The organism is Bacillus sp. FSL R5-0560 (assembly GCF_037966305.1).
Lineage (GTDB): Bacteria > Bacillota > Bacilli > Bacillales > Bacillaceae > Bacillus > Bacillus mojavensis.
Genome location: NZ_CP150195.1, coordinates 2,516,940 through 2,535,022, shown reverse-complemented (window position 1 = coordinate 2,535,022; position 18,083 = coordinate 2,516,940). Strand labels below are relative to the sequence as shown.

General features: G+C 44.7%; 18 protein-coding genes. 14 read left to right on the top strand and 4 right to left on the bottom strand.

Features of this window, described 5'->3' with window-relative positions; genetic code table 11:
- Positions 1 to 8: 8 nt before the first annotated feature.
- From NST56_RS13400 to NST56_RS13365, 8 genes are all read left to right on the top strand, one after another.
- On the top strand, positions 9 to 2,087 hold the full coding sequence (locus NST56_RS13400; protein ID WP_229146919.1) for a sigma-54-dependent Fis family transcriptional regulator: 2,079 nt from the start codon (positions 9 to 11) through the stop codon (positions 2,085 to 2,087).
- Between the two features lie 124 nt (positions 2,088 to 2,211).
- On the top strand, positions 2,212 to 3,111 hold the full coding sequence (gene yqiS, locus NST56_RS13395) for a phosphate butyryltransferase (protein ID WP_010334866.1): 900 nt from the start codon (positions 2,212 to 2,214) through the stop codon (positions 3,109 to 3,111).
- 11 nt (positions 3,112 to 3,122) lie between these two features.
- On the top strand, positions 3,123 to 4,217 hold the full coding sequence (gene bcd, locus NST56_RS13390; RefSeq protein ID WP_024121987.1) for a branched-chain amino acid dehydrogenase: 1,095 nt from the start codon (positions 3,123 to 3,125) through the stop codon (positions 4,215 to 4,217).
- 23 nt (positions 4,218 to 4,240) lie between these two features.
- Positions 4,241 to 5,326, top strand: coding sequence for a butyrate kinase (buk, locus tag NST56_RS13385; protein WP_010334864.1), 1,086 nt, complete (start codon positions 4,241 to 4,243; stop codon positions 5,324 to 5,326).
- A gap of 15 nt (positions 5,327 to 5,341) precedes the next feature.
- Complete coding sequence (lpdA, locus tag NST56_RS13380) at positions 5,342 to 6,766, top strand: dihydrolipoyl dehydrogenase (protein ID WP_168748195.1); 1,425 nt, start codon at positions 5,342 to 5,344, stop codon at positions 6,764 to 6,766.
- A gap of 21 nt (positions 6,767 to 6,787) precedes the next feature.
- Complete coding sequence (gene bfmBAA / locus NST56_RS13375; protein WP_339177075.1) at positions 6,788 to 7,780, top strand: 3-methyl-2-oxobutanoate dehydrogenase subunit alpha; 993 nt, start codon at positions 6,788 to 6,790, stop codon at positions 7,778 to 7,780.
- Between the two features lie 13 nt (positions 7,781 to 7,793).
- Positions 7,794 to 8,777: a 3-methyl-2-oxobutanoate dehydrogenase subunit beta gene (bfmBAB, locus tag NST56_RS13370; RefSeq protein WP_286058341.1), complete on the top strand. Its 984-nt coding sequence runs from the start codon at positions 7,794 to 7,796 to the stop codon at positions 8,775 to 8,777.
- Between the two features lie 21 nt (positions 8,778 to 8,798).
- The gene (locus NST56_RS13365) at positions 8,799 to 10,064 is read left to right on the top strand and encodes a dihydrolipoamide acetyltransferase family protein (protein ID WP_339177073.1); all 1,266 of its coding nucleotides are present in this window, start codon (positions 8,799 to 8,801) and stop codon (positions 10,062 to 10,064) included.
- A 61-nt stretch (positions 10,065 to 10,125) separates the two neighbouring features.
- Here NST56_RS13365 and NST56_RS13360 read toward each other — a convergent pair whose 3' ends face one another.
- The 3 genes from NST56_RS13360 to NST56_RS13350 form a co-directional block, all read right to left on the bottom strand.
- On the bottom strand, positions 10,126 to 10,962 hold the full coding sequence (locus NST56_RS13360) for a MerR family transcriptional regulator (RefSeq protein ID WP_029441362.1): 837 nt from the start codon (positions 10,960 to 10,962) through the stop codon (positions 10,126 to 10,128).
- 69 nt (positions 10,963 to 11,031) lie between these two features.
- Positions 11,032 to 12,201, bottom strand: coding sequence for a multidrug efflux MFS transporter Bmr (gene bmr, locus NST56_RS13355; protein WP_268445936.1), 1,170 nt, complete (start codon positions 12,199 to 12,201; stop codon positions 11,032 to 11,034).
- A gap of 122 nt (positions 12,202 to 12,323) precedes the next feature.
- On the bottom strand, positions 12,324 to 13,217 hold the full coding sequence (locus tag NST56_RS13350) for a YegS/Rv2252/BmrU family lipid kinase (RefSeq protein ID WP_168748191.1): 894 nt from the start codon (positions 13,215 to 13,217) through the stop codon (positions 12,324 to 12,326).
- A 161-nt stretch (positions 13,218 to 13,378) separates the two neighbouring features.
- On the opposite strand from NST56_RS13350, the gene brxB reads away from it, so the two are divergent.
- The 6 genes from brxB (at position 13,379) to NST56_RS13320 (ending at position 17,927) form a co-directional block, all read left to right on the top strand.
- Entirely contained in the window at positions 13,379 to 13,816 is a 438-nt protein-coding gene (brxB, locus tag NST56_RS13345) for a bacilliredoxin BrxB (RefSeq protein WP_024121978.1), read from the top strand.
- 266 nt (positions 13,817 to 14,082) lie between these two features.
- A complete protein-coding gene (gene artP, locus NST56_RS13340; RefSeq protein ID WP_010334857.1) occupies positions 14,083 to 14,850 on the top strand; it encodes an arginine ABC transporter substrate-binding protein ArtP in 768 nt (255 codons plus the stop codon).
- An 80-nt stretch (positions 14,851 to 14,930) separates the two neighbouring features.
- Positions 14,931 to 15,590: an arginine ABC transporter permease ArtQ gene (gene artQ / locus NST56_RS13335; protein ID WP_010334856.1), complete on the top strand. Its 660-nt coding sequence runs from the start codon at positions 14,931 to 14,933 to the stop codon at positions 15,588 to 15,590.
- Positions 15,583 to 16,305 (top strand): arginine ABC transporter ATP-binding protein ArtR, encoded by a 723-nt coding sequence (gene artR / locus NST56_RS13330; RefSeq protein ID WP_339177070.1) that lies wholly within the window; start codon positions 15,583 to 15,585, stop codon positions 16,303 to 16,305. Before artQ ends, artR begins: the two co-directional genes overlap by 8 nt.
- A gap of 71 nt (positions 16,306 to 16,376) precedes the next feature.
- Positions 16,377 to 17,345, top strand: coding sequence for an aromatic acid exporter family protein (locus tag NST56_RS13325; RefSeq protein ID WP_010334854.1), 969 nt, complete (start codon positions 16,377 to 16,379; stop codon positions 17,343 to 17,345).
- A gap of 51 nt (positions 17,346 to 17,396) precedes the next feature.
- On the top strand, positions 17,397 to 17,927 hold the full coding sequence (locus NST56_RS13320) for a L,D-transpeptidase (protein ID WP_339177068.1): 531 nt from the start codon (positions 17,397 to 17,399) through the stop codon (positions 17,925 to 17,927).
- A 19-nt stretch (positions 17,928 to 17,946) separates the two neighbouring features.
- Here NST56_RS13320 and prli42 read toward each other — a convergent pair whose 3' ends face one another.
- Positions 17,947 to 18,039 carry a stressosome-associated protein Prli42 gene (gene prli42 / locus NST56_RS13315; RefSeq protein ID WP_003226489.1) on the bottom strand — a complete coding sequence of 31 codons (93 nt, stop codon included), beginning with the start codon at positions 18,037 to 18,039 and terminating at the stop codon, positions 17,947 to 17,949.
- Between the last annotated feature and the right edge of the window lie 44 nt (positions 18,040 to 18,083).

Sequence of the window (18,083 nt, the reverse complement as noted above, 5' to 3'; positions counted from 1 at the left end):
GTATCGGGATGCAGAAGGTACTGATTGTAGGTGCCGGTAAAAGGGGAACGGCGTTATTACAAATTCTCATTAAAACAGCCATCATAGACATTATTGCCGTGGTTGACAAAAACCCCGAAGCGCCGGGATTAAAAGAAGCAAAACATTATGGAATTGCCGTTTCATCAGATTGGAAACCATACATACAACAAAAGCCGGATATCGTCATTCATACAACGGGTGATCAAGCTGTACTTGACGAACTCCTTCAGGAAAAGCATGAGCAGACCATTGTTATGCCGGGAAAGATGGCTTATATTGTGTTTCAGCTCATGGAAGAAAAACAGCAGCTGATTCAAATGTTAAAAGAACAAACCTACAAACATGACCGGATCTTTAATTCCACTCATGACGGGATGATTTTTATTGATATCAATGAAGAGATCATTCTGTTTAATCATATGGCTGAAAAAATGGTGGGGAAAAAACGCGAGGAAGTCATTGGGCGCCCGATCAAAGAAGTCATCCCGAGCACTAAGATGCCTCGGATTTTAAAAACAAGAGAGCCTGAATACAATCAAAAGCAGCTTTTGGGTGAAAATTTGCAAATTGTAACAACCAGGCTGCCGATCATTGATGAAGGCGGACGTCTGCTCGGAGCACTCTGTGTATTTAAGGATATTACAGATGCGGTCGAGCTGGCGGAGGAAGTGACAAATCTAAAACAGGTGCGCACGATGCTGGAGGCGATTATACAATCCTCTGATGAGGCGATTTCTGTCGTTGATGAAAATGGCATTGGCCTGTTGATCAATAAAGCATACACAAAAATGACGGGACTTTCTGAAAAAGAAGTCATCGGCAAGCCGGCGAGCACTGATATTTCTGAAGGAGAAAGCATGCATTTAAAGGTGCTTGAGACAAGACGCCCAGTGCGCGGCGTCAGAATGAAGGTCGGCCCGAATGAAAAAGAGGTCATCGTCAATGTAGCGCCGGTGATTGTGGATGGCATTTTAAAAGGAAGTGTCGGCGTGATCCATGACGTGTCAGAAATTAAAATGCTGACCGCAGAGCTTAACAGGGCCAGACAGATTATCCGCACGCTCGAAGCGAAATATACCTTCGACGACATTATCGGCAAAAGTGAGCAAATGCTGGTTGCGCTTGAGCAGGCGAAGCTCGGAGCGAAAACGCCGGCAACGATTTTGCTGCGCGGAGAATCGGGCACTGGAAAAGAGCTGTTTGCCCATGCCATCCATAACGAAAGCGACAGGAAATACAATAAATTCATCCGCGTAAACTGCGCCGCTCTTTCAGAGAATCTTCTGGAATCGGAACTGTTTGGCTACGAGGAAGGCGCGTTTTCGGGAGCAAAGCGCGGCGGCAAGAAGGGCTTATTTGAAGAAGCCAATAACGGCAGTATTTTCTTAGACGAAATCGGCGAGCTGACGCAAAATATGCAGGCGAAGCTGCTGCGCGTTCTTCAAGAAAAAGAGATCGTCAGAGTGGGAGGCACGAAGGCAATCCCTGTTAATGTGAGAATTATTGCAGCCACAAATGTAAATATCGAAAAAGCAATGGCGGATGGAACGTTCCGTGAAGATCTGTATTACCGTATTAATCGTTATCCCATCTCTATTCCCCCATTGCGTCAGCGGATTGAAGACATTGAAGCACTCAGTGAAAGGCTCATTCAAAAAATTAACCGGGATTACGGCCGGAATGTAAAGGGACTGACGCAGCAGGCTTTGCGGGCATTGTCGGCTTACCATTGGCCTGGGAATGTCCGCGAGCTGGAAAATGTCCTTGGACGAGCCATGATTTTTCTGAAGCCGCACATGGAATGGATTGAAAAAGAGCATTTGCCTGTATTTGAAATAGAACAAAAAGAAAACAGTGCAGAACAGGGAGCCGGTTTTGATTTTCCTGACATCGAAGGCGAAAAGCTGTCTAAGGCCGTTGAAAAATTTGAGGCTCACTTGATTCAGCAAACGCTGGAAAAGCATCATTTTAACCGTACGAAAACAGCGAAAGCTCTCGGCGTCAGCATTCGAAATTTATATTACAAAATGGATAAATACGGCCTTGCAAATGAAGGCATGCAATAATTTGCAGAATAAGCGCAAACGTCTGCACGAATCTTTCTTCGCATCCATCATGACAGCATCGCACCGAGCTGGCATAGAACTTGCATAATAAAAAGCGGAGTCGAGACAAGAAAGGTGGTAACTGATGAAGCTGAAAGATTTGATCGGCAAAGCGTCGATGCACAAAAACAAGACCATTGCGGTTGCTCATGCTGAGGATGAGGAAGTGATCCGGGCTGTGAAACTGGCAGCCGAGCATTTGTCCGTCCGTTTTTTATTAGTGGGCGACAGCAAAAAACTGAACGACTTGACATCATCCATGCAAGGGCATCAAGTGGAAATCATTCATGCCAATACGCCGGAGGAATCAGCGAAGCTAGCGGTTCGCGCTGTTCATCTAAAAACAGCGGATGTCTTAATGAAAGGGAATGTGCCGACGTCTGTTTTGCTTAAAGCGGTATTAAACAAACAGGAAGGGCTGCGGAAATCCCGTGTCCTTTCTCATGTGGCCGTGTTTGATATTCCCGGTTTTGAGAGACTGATGTTTGTGACAGATTCGGCTATGAACATCGCCCCTTCGCTGGAGGAGCTTCAGCAGATTCTTCAAAATGCTGTTCATGTCGCGCGTGCAGTAGGGAACAATATGCCAAAAGCGGCTGCCCTTGCAGCGGTAGAAACGGTAAATCCGAAGATGGAAGCGACGGTCAATGCAGCTGCTCTCGCCCAAATGTACAAAAGAGGGCAGATTAAAGGGTGCATTGTAGATGGTCCGCTTGCCTTAGATAATGCAGTATCGCAAATCGCTGCGGCTCAGAAAAAGATTTCGGGAGACGTAGCGGGCAGCGCCGATATTCTTCTCGTTCCTTCGATTGAAGCGGGAAATATTTTATATAAATCACTGATTTATTTTGCAAAAGCACACGTGGCGGCTGTCATTACGGGAGCCAAAGCGCCGATTGCATTAACGAGCAGAGCGGATTCCGCTGAAAACAAACTGTATTCGATCGCGCTGGCATTATGCGCATCTGAAGAATACACACTTTAGGAGGAACTGATATGGAACTGTTTAAATATATGGAGCAATACGATTATGAGCAATTGGTTTTCTGCCAAGACGAACAATCAGGATTAAAAGCAATTATCGCAATTCATGATACGACGCTGGGACCTGCACTTGGCGGAACGAGAATGTGGACATATGAAAATGAAGAGGCTGCAATTGAGGACGCACTCAGACTTGCAAGAGGCATGACCTATAAAAACGCGGCGGCAGGCTTAAACCTGGGAGGCGGAAAAACGGTCATCATCGGCGATCCGCGCAAGGATAAAAATGAAGAAATGTTCCGCGCGTTTGGCCGCTATATTCAAGGGCTTAACGGCAGATATATTACGGCTGAGGATGTCGGCACAACGGTTGAGGATATGGATATCATTCATGATGAAACAGATTTTGTCACAGGTATTTCCCCTGCATTCGGCTCTTCAGGAAATCCGTCGCCTGTTACGGCTTACGGAGTGTATAAAGGCATGAAGGCTGCCGCTAAAGCTGCATTCGGCACAGACTCTCTTGAAGGAAAAACCATCGCTGTACAGGGTGTTGGCAACGTGGCTTACAATCTATGCCGCCACCTTCATGAAGAAGGAGCAAGCTTAATCGTTACGGATATCAACAAGCAATCAGTTGAACGTGCGGTACAAGATTTTGGTGCACGTGCAGTTGATCCAGAAGATATTTATTCACAAAACTGCGATATTTATGCGCCGTGTGCTCTTGGTGCAACCATCAATGACGATACTATTAAGCAGCTGAAAGCAAAAGTGATTGCAGGCGCGGCTAACAATCAGCTGAAAGAAACTCGCCACGGCGATCAAATTCACGAAATGGGCATTGTTTACGCACCGGACTACGTCATCAACGCGGGCGGCGTTATCAATGTGGCGGATGAGCTTTACGGCTATAATGCGGAACGTGCACTGAAAAAGGTTGAGGGCATTTACGCTAATATTGAACGGGTCCTTGACATTTCCCAGCGTGACGGCATTCCGACGTATTTAGCGGCTGACCGCTTGGCTGAAGAGCGAATTGAACGCAATCGCCGCTCAAGAAGCCAGTTTTTGCAAAACGGCCACCATATATTAAGCAGACGCTAAGAAATTGATCTGGAGGTTTTGAAATGCTACATGATGAAAAACGCATTCTCACCATTAATCCAGGCTCAACTTCGACGAAAATCGGTGTTTTTCATAATGAACGCAGTATTTTTGAAAAAACACTGAGACACAACATAGAAGAGCTGCAGCAGTTCGACCATATTATTGACCAGTATGAGTTTCGAAAAAAGCATATCCTCGAAACGCTTCATGAACAAGGCATTAATATCTCGAAATTTGATGCTGTCTGTGCCAGAGGCGGTCTTCTCCGCCCGATAGAAGGCGGGACATATGAAGTGAATGACGACATGATTGAGGACTTAAAAAGCGGTTATGCCGGACAGCATGCCTCCAATTTAGGAGGCATTATCGCAAGAGAAATTGCTGACGGTCTCAACATTCCATCTTATATTGTGGATCCTGTTGTAGTTGACGAAATGTCAGAGCTCGCTAAAATGTCAGGCATGCCTGAAATTGAACGGAAAAGCATTTTTCATGCTTTAAATCAAAAAGCTGTCGCCCGTAAGGCGGCAGCCTCTCTTGGCAAACGATATGAGCATATGAAAATGATTATTACTCACATGGGCGGCGGCATTACAATAGGGGTGCATGATCGGGGCCGGGTGGTGGATGTCAACAACGGCCTTCACGGAGAGGGGCCGTTCAGTCCTGAACGCGCAGGAACAGTGCCTGCGGGGGATCTCGTCAATTTATGCTTTTCAGGAAAATATACAAAAGAAGAAATGATGAAAAAACTGGTCGGAACCGGCGGGCTCTCCGGTTATCTCGGTACAAATGACGCTGTGAAAGTTGAACAAATGATTCAGGGGGGCGATGAAAAAGCCCGCTTAATTTTTGATGCCATGGCGTATCAGGTAGCGAAGGAAATCGGAGCAGCAAGCGCCGTATTAAAAGGCGAAGTCGAGGCCATTGTTCTGACAGGAGGTCTGGCTTACGGCAAAAGCTTTGTTTCCAGCATCAGCTCATACATAGATTGGATTTCGGACGTTTTAGTTTATCCGGGAGAAAACGAACTGCAATCTCTGGCCCAAGGGGCGCTCAGGGTATTGCAGGGCGAAGAGCAATCCAAACAATATCGCATTGAATAGACAGGAGTGAGTCAGATGGCAACTGAGTATGATGTAGTCATTCTGGGCGGCGGTACAGGCGGTTATGTCGCGGCGATCAGAGCGGCGCAGCTCGGCTTAAAAACAGCCGTTGTAGAAAAAGAAAAGCTTGGCGGAACATGCCTGCATAAAGGCTGTATTCCGAGTAAAGCGCTGCTTAGAAGCGCAGAAGTGTACCGGACAGCCCGTGAAGCCGATCAATTCGGAGTCGAAACGTCCGGCGTGTCCCTCAACTTTGAAAAGGTGCAGCACCGTAAGCAGGCGGTTGTTGATAAGCTTGCAGCGGGCGTGAATCATTTAATGAAAAAAGGAAAAATCGACGTGTACGACGGATATGGGCGCATCCTTGGACCGTCTATTTTCTCTCCGCTGCCGGGAACAATTTCTGTTGAACGGGGAAATGGCGAAGAAAATGACATGCTGATCCCGAAGCAGGTCATTATTGCTACAGGCTCAAGGCCGAGAATGCTGCCGGGTCTGGAAGCGGACGGAGAGTTTGTTTTAACCTCGGATGAAGCGCTCCAAATGGAGGAGCTTCCAAAATCGATGATCATCGTCGGCGGAGGAGTTATTGGAATCGAATGGGCATCCATGCTTCATGACTTTGGCGTAAATGTAACGGTTATCGAATATGCGGACCGGATATTGCCGACTGAAGACCAGGACATTTCAAAAGAAATGCAAAGCCTTCTTAAGAAAAAAGGAATTCAGTTTGTCACAGGAGCTAAAGTGCTGCCTGATACGTTGAAAAAATCATCAGGTGAAATCAGCATACAGGCGGAAAAAGACGGAGAAACCGTCACTTATACATCGGAAAAAATGCTTGTTTCCATTGGCAGACAGGCAAATATCGAAGGCATCGGTTTGGAAAACACCGATGTTGTCACTGAAAATGGCGTCATCTCTGTTAACGGCAGCTGCCAGACGAAAGAATCTCATATTTATGCGATCGGGGATGTCATCGGGGGCCTTCAGCTTGCCCACGTGGCGTCACATGAAGGAATTCTTGCAGTGGAGCATATCGCAGGCCTTAATCCGCACCCGCTTGACCCGGCACTTGTACCGAAGTGCATCTATTCCAGCCCGGAAGCAGCTAGTGTGGGTTTAACGGAAGAAGAGGCAAAGGCGAAGGGATTCGATGTCAAAATAGGAAAGTTCCCATTTATGGCGATCGGAAAAGCACTTGTGTACGGGGAAAGCGATGGCTTCGTAAAAATCATAGCTGATCGTGCCACAGATGATATTCTCGGGGTGCATATGATAGGCCCGCATGTCACCGACATGATATCAGAGGCAGGTCTTGCAAAAGTGCTGGATGCGACGCCGTGGGAGGTCGGGCAAACGATCCACCCGCACCCGACGCTGTCTGAAGCGATTGGAGAAGCAGCGCTTGCTGCAGATGGCAAAGCCATTCATTTTTAAAAGCATAAAGGAGGCGCTTGAATGAGTACAAACCGACATCAAGCATTAGGGCTGACTGATCAGGAAGCCGTTGATATGTATAGAACCATGCTGTTAGCAAGAAAAATCGATGAAAGAATGTGGCTGTTAAACCGCTCTGGTAAAATCCCGTTTGTTATCTCTTGTCAAGGACAGGAAGCAGCACAAGTAGGAGCAGCTTTCGCCCTTGACCGTGAAACGGATTATGTGCTGCCTTACTATAGAGACATGGGTGTCGTGCTCGCGTTTGGCATGACCGCGAAGGACTTAATGATGTCCGGGTTTGCCAAAGCAGCAGATCCAAACTCAGGTGGCCGCCAAATGCCGGGGCATTTCGGTCAAAAGGAAAACCGGATCGTGACGGGGTCTTCTCCGGTAACAACGCAAGTGCCGCATGCGGTCGGCATTGCGCTGGCTGGACGCATGGAGAAAAAAGACATTGCGGCTTTTGTCACATTTGGAGAAGGATCTTCAAACCAAGGCGATTTCCATGAAGGGGCAAACTTTGCCGCTGTTCATAAGCTTCCGGTTATTTTTATGTGCGAAAACAACAAATACGCGATTTCGGTCCCTTACGATAAGCAAGTGGCCTGTGAAAATATTTCAGATCGTGCCGTAGGCTATGGAATGCCTGGTGTAACGGTGAATGGAAACGATCCGCTCGAAGTTTATCAAGCGGTGAAAGAAGCGCGTGAACGGGCGCGCAGAGGAGAAGGCCCTACCTTAATTGAGACGATTTCTTACCGCCTGACACCGCATTCCAGCGATGACGACGACAGCAGCTACAGAGGCCGCGAAGAAGTAGAGGAAGCGAAAAAAAGTGATCCCCTATTTACTTATCAAGCTTACTTACAGGAAATAGGCCTGCTGACCGAAGAGATAGAACAAATCATGCTGGACGAAATCATGGCAATCATAAACGAGGCGACAGATGAAGCGGAGAACGCTCCTTATGCAGCTCCTGAGTCAGCGCTCGATTATGTGTATGCGAAGTAGGGAGGAAGTACAAATGTCAGTAATGTCATATATTGATGCGATCAATTTGGCGATGAAAGAAGAAATGGAACGAGATTCACGTGTCTTCGTTCTTGGGGAAGATGTAGGAAAAAAAGGCGGTGTATTTAAAGCCACTGCCGGCCTGTACGAACAATTTGGAGAAGAGCGTGTCATGGATACGCCGCTTGCTGAATCAGCGATCGCCGGAGTCGGTATCGGAGCGGCTATGTACGGCATGAGGCCGATTGCTGAAATGCAGTTTGCTGATTTTATTATGCCGGCGGTAAACCAGATTATTTCCGAGGCTGCTAAAATCCGTTACCGCAGCAACAATGACTGGAGCTGCCCGATCGTTGTCAGAGCGCCGTACGGTGGCGGCGTGCACGGAGCACTTTATCATTCTCAATCAGTGGAAGCAATTTTCGCCAATCAGCCCGGACTGAAAATTGTGATGCCTTCAACGCCATATGACGCGAAAGGACTTTTAAAAGCCGCAGTTCGTGATGAAGATCCGGTGCTGTTTTTTGAGCATAAACGCGCGTACCGTCTGATCAAAGGCGAGGTACCGGCAGATGATTATGTACTTCCTATCGGTAAGGCTGATGTAAAAAGGGAAGGCGACGACATCACGGTGATCACATACGGGCTTTGTGTCCACTTTGCTTTACAGGCTGCAGAACGTCTCGAAAAAGACGGCATTTCTGTACATGTGGTGGATTTAAGAACGGTATACCCGCTTGATCAAGAAGCGATCATCGAATCCGCATCCAAAACCGGAAAGGTCCTTTTGGTCACAGAAGATACAAAAGAGGGCAGTATCATGAGTGAGGTGGCTGCCATTATATCCGAGCATTGTCTGTTCGATTTAGACGCGCCGATCAAACGGCTTGCAGGTCCTGATATTCCAGCTATGCCTTATGCGCCGACAATGGAAAAATACTTTATGGTCAATCCTGATAAAGTGGAAGCGGCGATGAGAGAATTAGCGGAGTTTTAAAGACGTAAGGAGGATACGATCATGGCAATAGAACAAATGACGATGCCGCAGCTTGGCGAAAGCGTAACGGAGGGCACGATCAGCAAATGGCTCGTCGCCCCTGGAGATAAAGTGAACAAATACGATCCGATTGCAGAAGTCATGACAGATAAGGTAAATGCAGAGGTTCCGTCCTCTTTTACCGGTACAATAACAGAGCTTGTGGGAGAAGAAGGCCAGACCCTGCAAGTCGGAGAAATTATTTGTAAAATCGAAACAGAAGGCGCAAAGCCGGCTGAACAAAAACAAGATCAGACCGAAGCGCCAACTGCCGGGCAAGCAGCTCCTGAAAACCGCACCGAAGCAGGCAGTCAGGCCAATAAGAAACGTTTGTCTCCAGCCGTACTTCGTTTGGCCGGAGAGCATGGCATTGACCTTGAGCAAGTGACAGGAACGGGAGCCGGCGGAAGGATCACGAGAAAAGATATTCAACGTATCATTGATTCAGGCGGCGTTTCAGCACAGACTGAAGAGCCAAAAGCAGCAGCTCCTGCACCAGTGCAAAAACAGGAGACGAAAGAAGACGTTTCTCATCCTGTTTCAGCAGCCGGAGATAAAGAAATTCCTGTCACAGCTGTTAGAAAAGCGATCGCTTCAAATATGAAACGAAGCAAAACAGAAATTCCTCACGCTTGGACGATGATGGAAGTCGATGTCACAAACATGGTGGCATACCGAAACAGTATAAAAGATTCCTTCAAGAAAACAGAAGGCTTTAATTTAACTTTTTTCGCCTTTTTCGTAAAAGCGGTCGCTCAGGCGTTAAAAGAATTCCCGCAAATGAACAGCATGTGGGCGGGGGACAAAATCATTCAGAAAAAAGATATTAACATTTCAATCGCGGTTGCCACGGAAGATTCTTTATTTGTTCCGGTGATCAAAAACGCTGATGAAAAAACGATCAAAGGCATTGCGAGAGAAATTACCGACCTTGCCAAAAAGGTAAGAGACGGAAAACTGTCAGCAGACGATATGCAGGGAGGAACGTTTACCGTCAACAATACAGGTTCGTTCGGATCTGTTCAGTCGATGGGAATCATCAATTATCCTCAGGCTGCAATTCTTCAAGTGGAATCGATCGTCAAACGCCCGGTTGTCATGGATCATGGCATGATTGCTGTCAGAGATATGGTCAATCTGTGCCTGTCTTTAGATCACAGAGTGCTTGATGGCCTCGTGTGTGGAAGATTTCTGGCACGTGTCAAAGAAATTTTAGAATCGATAGATGAGAAAACATCTGTCTACTAAACAAACAGAAAGAGCATTTTTTGAACGATACCTTCAAAAAATGCTCTTTTTCCATGTACCATTATTCTGCGATTCGGATTTTCATTTCAACCCGATATTCTTCTTGTTTTTTCGGAGAATAATGAATCGGTATGATTAACTCGTAAACATCACTGATAACCGTTAATTGACGGTCCGTGATATACTTGATCAGCTTTTGTAAGTTGAGAAAATAATGCTCTGGCGAGAAATTATAAGCGATACAAACATATTTGCCTTTTGGTATTGTTGTGATTTCCATATCCGGCGTAATCGCAGAAATTTGCTTATTCGTTAAGACAGGCGTGAAAATATGACGGTAAGTCATTTCATCAATGTTGTTGTACGGCTGAAACGAGAAAGTAGCACCGTAGCTATTGTTCGAAAAGCCATCGGCTGATTCGATAAATGTTTTTAGTTTGCTGTATGAGGCGTTGAGCACGTTTTCAGGCCCGATTCCCTCTGCCTCTGTCTGTATAATCCGTGTTTCTTCCTCATCTAGAACAAACACCTCACCGAGCGCAGGATATTCCATCTGCCGTTTCATTCGCTTTTTCACCAGAGAAATGGTCTGCTCCAATGTTGATAAAAAATCTAATTTTTCCCTGATTTGCTTTTCCTGCTCTGTATAAAAAGCAAACAGTTCCTCCATCTCTAATTCCTGTGCCTTTTTCATCTCTTCTAAAGGTGTGCCAATATATTTTAATGATTTGATCAAATCAAGATGATAGAGCTGGGAGTCAGTATAATAGCGGTAGTTCGTATCCGGGTCGACGTAGGCGGGTTTGAATAAATCAATCTTATCGTAGTAACGAAGCGCTTTAATCGACACATTTGCCAGTTTTGAAACTTCTCCAATTGAGTAAAACGAGTCCTTCATGCCATCCCCCCTTATGATCAGTATAATGAAAAAGCGCATCCTTTGCAGTACACAAAGAATGCGCTTTTTTTACATGCTGGCCTTTATATGGGCAGGGGCTTTCCAGGCAATGGTCAGCGCAATGCCTATGGCTAATGCTACTGTTGCAAAATAGAATGGATAGTTTAAGTCAATATCGAATAGCATTCCACCGATGATGGGGCCGAATACATTGCCGATGCTTGTAAACATTGAATTCATTCCGCCGGCAAATCCCTGTTCATTTCCCGCAATTTTTGACAGATAGGTTGTTACCGCCGGGCGCATAAGATCAAATCCGACAAATACGGTGAAGGTAACTAATAAAATCGCAGCATAGGAATTTACGATGGTCAGCAAAAACACAAGACTTGTTGAGAGAATTAAGCTGTAGCGGATTAAACGGATTTCCCCAAACCACCTTGTGAAGCGGTCGAATAAGACGACTTGCGTGATGGCTCCGACAATTGCTCCCCCAGTAATCAAAATGGCAATGTCACTGGCCGTAAATCCGAATTTATGATCAACGAATAACGCAAATAAAGATTCAAACGATGCCAACCCAAAAGACGATATTAAAATGATAAGAAAAGCAATGAAATACATAGGTGCAAAAATCCGTTTGAATCCTGTTTTTTGGCCCTCTATTTTCTCATTCTCAGGATTTCGCTCCGGTTCCCGTAGCGTTAGCATCGATAAAATTGCTGCTATTAACGCAAAGGCTGCCGCAAAGTAGAAAGGCAGACGGGAATGGATTTCCGCTAAAAATCCGCCTATGCCGGGACCGATAATAAAACCTGTCGAAATAGCGGCTGACATATAGCCGAGCGCTTTCGGCCGTGTTTTAACAGTAGTGATATCGGCGATAAAAGCCGTGACTCCGGGCATAATGAAGGCAGCACTGATACCGCCAAGCATACGGGATATAAATAAAATGTCAACTGTTTTTCCGATGCCGAATAAAAACTCCGAAACACTAAAAAACAATAGACCAATCACGATCATAATTTTACGTCCAAAGCGGTCAACCCAGCGTCCGGCGATTGGTGAAACAATAAGCTGTGTCACAGCGAAACATGCAACCATATAGCCGACTGCGGTACCGGATAAATGCAATTCATTCATAATCGCGGGCGTTACCGGAATCACAAGCCCGATCCCTAAAAAAGCAATGAATAAATTGGTTAATAATATAGCTAATGTGATGTTCTGTTTCTTCATGTAACTTCCCCTTTTTACGAAAGTGTATCCTTTATACTGTAAGACCTCCTCTTAGGGGAGAGTCAACGGATTTCTTTCTATGAAGCTGTTCGCTCTTTATAAAGTCCATTACCAGCGGACAGTTATTCATTGCGGGGAATAAGCATGTCAATGTGCTGCGGAAGGACTTGAATCACAGCGGGTGTATGTGTATACACTTCTCCATCTGTATCAGCCTTTTTGATGGTATCCGTTTCAATTTCGACGCGAGAGGCCTGAACATAGGACAGCTCTCCGGTGAGCCGCTCTATTGAACCCTGTTCCATATTCATTAGCTCGCGCAAAGCGGAGAGGTTGGTGCTGCGGCAAATGAGGATATCGAGTAATCCGTCACTTATACTGGCATCCGGCAGGGGAATTCGATTCGTTCCAATGTATTGTCCGTTCATGACAAGCAGCATAACGGCTTCATCTTTTATCTCTTGCCCATCGATTGTCAATGAAATAGGAAAGGACTCAGCGGATGAGACGGTACGTAACGCGCTTGTAAAATAGCTGATTTTTCCTAATAACGCTTTTTCTGTTTCGTTGATTTGATTCGATGTTTCTGCGATCAGGCCGATCCCCCAAAAATTTAAAAAATAACGATCGTTCATCTGGCATACATCAACCTTGGATTTTTTTCCTGAGACGAGTGCTTCGGCTGCCTTTGCAAGATGTTGAGGAATGCCCAGCACTCTTGAAAAGTCATTACACGTTCCGCCGGGCAAAATACCGATAGACGGCTTTCTTTCTAAAGAACTGATGCCATTGATGCATTGATGAACTGTACCGTCGCCGCCGAGAATAAAGACAGTCTCGACAGAATCATCTATCGAACGGCAAAAATGATAAGCATCGTCTTTTTTCTTTGTCTGTTTAATGATGACCTCATCTAACGATTGTGATAAAACTGGCACAACAGCTCCTAATGCTTTTTCTATATTTTTGTTGCCGGCGTTTCCGTTATGAATAAGTAAAGCTTTCCGGTGGCTCATACAAAACTGCTCCTTTATTTATACATCTGATTATATAATTCCCTTATCTTGTAAGGAGTAAACGGAAAGCAAAAAATCCTCCGATATAAGCGGTGGCATTTGCCGATAAGGCGGTTTCCTTGCTATCATAAGAACAGATGATGAAAAAGGAGAGGTCTTCATTGAACATGGACTTTAATTTATTTATGAATGATGTTGTCCGCCAAGCGAGACAAGAAATTACGGCTGCAGGATATACCGAACTGAAAACAGCTGAAGAGGTGGACGAGGCACTTACGAAAAAAGGAACGACGCTTGTCATGGTCAACTCTGTCTGCGGATGCGCGGGCGGGATTGCAAGACCGGCTGCATACCATTCCGTTCATTATGACAAAAGACCTGACCAGCTCGTGACTGTGTTTGCGGGACAGGATAAAGAAGCGACGGCAAGAGCACGCGAATATTTCGAAGGATACCCGCCATCTTCTCCGTCATTTGCTATTCTAAAAGACGGAAAGATCATGAAAATGGTCGAGCGTCATGAAATTGAAGGCCATGAGCCGATGGCAGTTGTCTCAAAACTGCAGGAAGCCTTCGAGGAATATTGCGAAGAAGTATAAGATAAAACCCCGGATGCCCGAGTGGCACGGGGTTTTTTTGTGCATAAAATTCCAAGTCATGATGAATAAATATTAGAGTTTATTCAATGGATGCACTATAAAAGATGTCCTTTTGCCTAGTGATAGGAGAAGATATTGCTGGAAAAATAAGCTTCGAGATAATTTTTAAAAATAGTATTGCATAAAAATAAGAAAGTGTTTAAAATACAAATTAACGAATAAATATTCAAATATGATAAAAGTAATGAATATGGGGGAAATGGATCATGAAAAAATGGCTCTTATTACTGGTAGCTGCGTGCATCACCTTTGCATTATCTGCTTGCGGCTCAAGCAATTCAGGTTCAGAAAGCGGGAAGAAAAAGATAATTATGGGAACTTCGGCGGATTACAAACCGTTTGAATATAAAGATGGCGATAACATTGTCGGTTTTGATGTAGATTTGGCAAAGGCCCTTGCAAAGAAAACCGGCTACGAAATTGAAGTGCAGGATATGGACTTCAACAGCTTAATTACAGCACTGAAATCAAAACAGGTTGATTTGGTTTTGTCAGGAATGACACCGACGCCTGATCGTAAAAAACAAGTTGATTTTTCTGATGTATATTACACAGCGAATCATATGATTGTCAGCAAAAAAGACAGCGGCATTAAGTCTTTAAAAGATCTGAAAGGAAAAACAGTCGGCGTTCAGCTTGGCTCCATTCAAGAAGAGAAGGGGAAAGAGCTTTCACCGGAATATAATTTTAAAACTGAAGACCGCAACAGAATTTCTGATTTGGTGCAGGAAATCAAATCGGACCGTTTTGACGCTGCGATTATCGAAGATATGGTGGCAGAAGGGTATTTCAAATCAAATGATGACCTGCAGGGCTTCGTAATTCCTGATGCGAAAGCGGAGGAAGCCGGTTCAGCGATTGCTTTCAGAAAAGACAGTGAACTGACGGACAAATTCAATAAAGCCCTCAAAGAAATGCAAGATAATGGAGAGCTCGATAAATTGAAGAAAAAGTGGTTCACTGGCGAGAAGTAAAAAAAGCGGCTCAACTTTTTCGTTGAGCCTTTTTATTGAATAGGAAATTTTTTTTCCTGTAAGAAAAGGAGACAAAGGCTATGAATTTGGATTTTTCAGCAACGATCCCCCAAATTCCTTTTATATTAGAAGGCTTAGCAATTACATTAAAAATTGTTGTGGTATCTGCTATTATCGGACTTATATTAGGGATTGTGCTAAGCTTATGCAAGATCAGCACGTTCCGCCCGCTGATCTGGCTTGCTGATTTTTACACATCAGTTTTTCGCGGCACGCCTTTAGTACTGCAGCTTATGATTGTTTATTTTGGGCTCCCGCAGCTGCTCGGCTTTCAAATTGACCAGTTTTGGGCGGCGGTTGTCGCATTGTCACTGAATTCCGCTGCTTATGTATCGGAAATTATCAGAGCGGGAATCAATGCCATTGATAAAGGACAAAAAGAGGCTGCAGTCGCACTGGGTGTTCCCTACGGCAAAATGATGAAGGATCTGCTTTTGCCGCAGGCCTTTAAAAACATATCACCTGCCATTGTAAATGAATTAATTACGTTAACAAAAGAATCGGCGATTGTTACCGTTATTGGCCTTGGCGATGTCATGAGACGCGCGTATCAAGCGGGCGCCGCCACGTACAATTACCTTGAGCCGCTGATTATCGCCGGATTGATTTATTATGTGCTTGTCCTTATTTTAACGTTTATCGGCAAGGCTGTAGAAAGGAAGCTGAAATCCAATGATTAAGGTTGAAAAGCTGTCAAAATCATTTGGGAAACAAGAAGTATTAAAAAACATTTCAACAAACATCGCTGAAGGTGAGGTTGTTGCCGTCATCGGCCCTTCAGGTTCAGGCAAATCCACATTTCTTCGCTGTTTGAATCTTTTGGAGAAGCCTAACGGCGGAACCATCACAATAAAAGATAAAGAGATTACGCAGCCGAAAACCAATACATTAAAGGTGCGGGAAAACATCGGAATGGTATTTCAGCATTTTCATCTTTTTCCGCACAAAACGGTTCTCGAAAATATCATGTACGCGCCTATAAATGTCAAGAAAGAATCAAAGCAGACTGCACAGGAAAAAGCCGAGGAACTGCTGCGTAAAGTCGGGTTGTTTGAAAAGCGAAATGACTATCCAAACCGTTTATCAGGCGGACAAAAGCAGCGTGTTGCCATCGCCCGTGCTTTGGCAATGAATCCGGAAATCATGCTGTTCGACGAGCCGACATCCGCGCTTGACCCTGAAATGGTCAAAGAAGTGCTCCAGGTCATGAAAGAACTGGTTAAAACCGGTATGACTATGGTGATCGTTACTCACGAAATGGGATTTGCAAAAGAAGTGGCCGACCGCGTGTTATTTATGGATGAAGGGATGATTGTCGAGGACGGCAATCCGAAAGAATTTTTTCTTTCGCCAAAATCCAAAAGAGCGCAGGACTTTTTAGAAAAAATATTATAGAATATAGGGAAAAAGAAGAAGGCTTGTGCTTCTTCTTTTTTGTTGAAGAAACAAATAGAATGGAGTCCGACATGTTTAAAATTGGTTATCGCACAATAAAGACCGCACTTGGAACAGCTTTGGCCATTTATATAAGCCAGCTTTTACATCTGCAAAACTTTGCATCAGCAGGAATCATCACCATTTTGTGCATACAAATCACACAAAAACGGTCGCTTCAAGCGTCATGGGCCCGATTTGCAGCATGCTGTCTGGCAATTCTCTTTTCCTATCTCTTTTTCGAACTGATTGGCTATGATCCGTTTGTCATTGGATTGCTTTTGCTGATTTTCATCCCGACAACTGTTGTTTTAAAAATAAACGAAGGGATCGTCACCAGCTCAGTTATTATCCTTCATCTGTATATGTCCGGCGGCATTACGCCCCAATTCATCTGGAATGAAGTCCAGTTAATTACGGTCGGAATCGGCGTTGCTCTTTTAATGAATCTGTATATGCCGAGCCTAGACCGGAAGCTTATCGCCTATCGAAAAAAGATAGAGGACAATTTTGCTGTCATTTTCGCAGAAATCGAACGGTATTTGTTAACTGGTGAGCAAGATTGGACAGGAAAAGAAATTCCGGAAACACACCAGTTAATCACTGAAGCCAAAAACCTGGCGTATCGAGATGTACAAAACCACATTCTGCGCCACGAAAATCAGCACTATCATTATTTTAAAATGAGAGAAAAACAATTTGAAATCATCGAGCGCCTTCTCCCTAAAGTGACATCGATTTCCATTACGGTGGATCAGGGAAAAATGATTGCCGAATTTCTTTGTGATCTGCGGGAAGCAATCCACCCGGGAAATACAGCCTACAAGTTTTTGAAAAGACTTGCTGATATGAGAAAAGAATTCGAGGAGATGCCACTTCCTGCGACGAGAGAAGAATTTGAAGCAAGAGCCGCACTTTTTCATCTTCTGGGGGAAATGGAGCAATATTTGGTAATCAAAAGTTATTTCAAAGGAATCAAAGCAGAAAAATCGCTCGCTTAACTCGCATGAGCTCATCCTACATTGGTCAACCTAATGGAAAAGGAGGAGCTTATGCGTTTTTTCTTATGTTCAATAATGATGATTATTTCTCCGATATGGCCTCTTGGCCAAAATCCGCTTCTAGGTGACCCGTATGTCATCGTCAACAAGAAAACAAATGAGCTTGCTCTCATCATCGACAACAAAATTGAAGGCGTTTATCGTGTGGCAACCGGAAAGTCGGATGATTTGACGCCTGAGGGAGAATTTTCGATTACAGTAAAAGCGGTGAATCCTTATTACAGAAAGAAAAATATTGAAGGCGGAGCTTCTGAGAACCCGCTTGGGGCAAGGTGGATTGGGTTTGATGCGAGAGGGACAGACGGCCGGATCTACGGAATTCATGGGACAAACCGGGAAGAATCTATCGGTCAATTTGTATCTAACGGCTGTATACGTATGCATAACAATGACGTTGTTCATCTGTTTCAAGAGATACCGGTGGGGACGAGAGTGCTGATCACGAAAGACTCCCGGTCTTTTGAGGAGATAGCCATTGAGCATAAAGCCCTGATAAAAAAGCAGGTTGTTCCTGTTCAATAGGCCGCCTGCTTTTTTATCATTATAAAAACATAACGATTCCTGAGAGCACTGTTGAAAGAATAAAAACTCCCAAAATCACGATTAAAACGCTTTTCATCAGTTTTTGAGACATGGTTTCACTCCTTAGACAATCTGATTTTATTTTAACGTGTTTTG

Excerpts from the sequence above, each read along its gene's own strand:
- NST56_RS13365 (WP_339177073.1), top strand. The coding sequence starts at position 8,799 with ATGGCAATAGAACAAATGACGATGCCGCAGCTTGGCGAAAGCGTAACG.
- bcd (WP_024121987.1), top strand. The coding sequence starts at position 3,123 with ATGGAACTGTTTAAATATATGGAGCAATACGATTATGAGCAATTGGTT.
- NST56_RS13360 (WP_029441362.1), bottom strand. The coding sequence starts at position 10,962 with ATGAAGGACTCGTTTTACTCAATTGGAGAAGTTTCAAAACTGGCAAAT.
- artP (WP_010334857.1), top strand. The coding sequence starts at position 14,083 with ATGAAAAAATGGCTCTTATTACTGGTAGCTGCGTGCATCACCTTTGCA.
- buk (WP_010334864.1), top strand. The coding sequence starts at position 4,241 with ATGCTACATGATGAAAAACGCATTCTCACCATTAATCCAGGCTCAACT.
- lpdA (WP_168748195.1), top strand. The coding sequence starts at position 5,342 with ATGGCAACTGAGTATGATGTAGTCATTCTGGGCGGCGGTACAGGCGGT.
- bfmBAA (WP_339177075.1), top strand. The coding sequence starts at position 6,788 with ATGAGTACAAACCGACATCAAGCATTAGGGCTGACTGATCAGGAAGCC.
- NST56_RS13400 (WP_229146919.1), top strand. The coding sequence starts at position 9 with ATGCAGAAGGTACTGATTGTAGGTGCCGGTAAAAGGGGAACGGCGTTA.
- artQ (WP_010334856.1), top strand. The coding sequence starts at position 14,931 with ATGAATTTGGATTTTTCAGCAACGATCCCCCAAATTCCTTTTATATTA.
- yqiS (WP_010334866.1), top strand. The coding sequence starts at position 2,212 with ATGAAGCTGAAAGATTTGATCGGCAAAGCGTCGATGCACAAAAACAAG.
- prli42 (WP_003226489.1), bottom strand. The coding sequence starts at position 18,039 with ATGTCTCAAAAACTGATGAAAAGCGTTTTAATCGTGATTTTGGGAGTT.
- NST56_RS13325 (WP_010334854.1), top strand. The coding sequence starts at position 16,377 with ATGTTTAAAATTGGTTATCGCACAATAAAGACCGCACTTGGAACAGCT.
- bmr (WP_268445936.1), bottom strand. The coding sequence starts at position 12,201 with ATGAAGAAACAGAACATCACATTAGCTATATTATTAACCAATTTATTC.
- NST56_RS13320 (WP_339177068.1), top strand. The coding sequence starts at position 17,397 with ATGCGTTTTTTCTTATGTTCAATAATGATGATTATTTCTCCGATATGG.
- artR (WP_339177070.1), top strand. The coding sequence starts at position 15,583 with ATGATTAAGGTTGAAAAGCTGTCAAAATCATTTGGGAAACAAGAAGTA.
- NST56_RS13350 (WP_168748191.1), bottom strand. The coding sequence starts at position 13,217 with ATGAGCCACCGGAAAGCTTTACTTATTCATAACGGAAACGCCGGCAAC.
- bfmBAB (WP_286058341.1), top strand. The coding sequence starts at position 7,794 with ATGTCAGTAATGTCATATATTGATGCGATCAATTTGGCGATGAAAGAA.